This window comes from Streptomyces sp. A0642, from assembly GCF_004795105.1.
In the GTDB taxonomy this organism is placed as follows: Bacteria; Actinomycetota; Actinomycetes; order Streptomycetales; family Streptomycetaceae; genus Streptomyces.
In genome coordinates this window covers 1-1,073 of sequence record NZ_SSBL01000075.1, presented here as the reverse complement: position 1 = coordinate 1,073, position 1,073 = coordinate 1, and the positions used below count along the sequence as shown (strand labels likewise).

Below are 1,073 nucleotides of genomic sequence, written 5' to 3'. Positions count from 1 at the left end.
CACCGGGCGACCGGGTTCGGCCTGGAGGAGAAGAAGCCGTACACCGACGGGGTCATCACCGGCTGGGGCACGGTGGAGGGCCGCACGGTCTTCGTGTACGCACACGACTTCCGGATCTTCGGCGGCGCGCTGGGCGAGGCCCACGCCACGAAGATCCACAAGATCATGGACATGGCCATCTCGGCCGGTGCTCCGCTGGTCTCGCTCAACGACGGCGCCGGCGCCCGTATCCAGGAGGGCGTCTCGGCGCTCGCCGGTTACGGCGGGATCTTCCAGCGCAACACCCGGGCCTCCGGCGTCATCCCGCAGATCAGCGTGATGCTCGGCCCGTGCGCGGGCGGCGCGGCCTACAGCCCCGCCCTGACCGACTTCGTCTTCATGGTCCGCGAGACCTCGCAGATGTTCATCACCGGACCGGACGTCGTCAAGGCGGTCACCGGCGAGGAGATCACGCAGAACGGCCTCGGCGGCGCCGATGTGCACGCCGAGACCTCGGGCGTCGCGCACTTCGCGTACGACGACGAGGAGACCTGCATCGCCGAGGTCCGCTACCTGATCGGGATGCTGCCCTCGAACAACCGGGAGAACCCGCCCACGGTGGCGAGCGACGACCCGGCCGACCGGCGCGGCGAGGTCCTGCTGGACCTGGTCCCGGCCGACGGCAACCGCCCGTACGACATGCACAAGGTCATCGAGGAACTCGTCGACGACGGCGACTGCCTGGAGATCCACGAGCGCTGGGCCCGCAACATCATCTGCGCGCTGGCCCGCCTGGACGGCAAGGTCGTCGGCATCGTGGCCAACCAGCCGCAGGCCCTGGCCGGCGTCCTGGACATCGAGGCGAGCGAGAAGGCGGCCCGCTTCGTCCAGATGTGCGACGCTTTCAACATCCCCATCGTCACTCTTCTGGACGTACCCGGCTTCCTGCCCGGCGTCGATCAGGAGCACGGTGGGATCATCCGGCACGGCGCGAAGCTGCTGTACGCCTACTGCAACGCGACGGTGCCGAGGATCTCCCTGATCCTGCGCAAGGCCTACGGCGGTGCCTACATCGTCATGGACAGCCAGTCCAT

At 68.6% G+C, this 1,073-nt stretch carries 1 protein-coding gene; it reads left to right on the top strand.

Annotated features, from left to right (window positions below; genetic code table 11):
* On the top strand, window positions 1-1,073 hold a 1,073-nt coding region (locus tag E6R60_RS36430), incomplete at both ends, for an acyl-CoA carboxylase subunit beta (protein ID WP_136331018.1).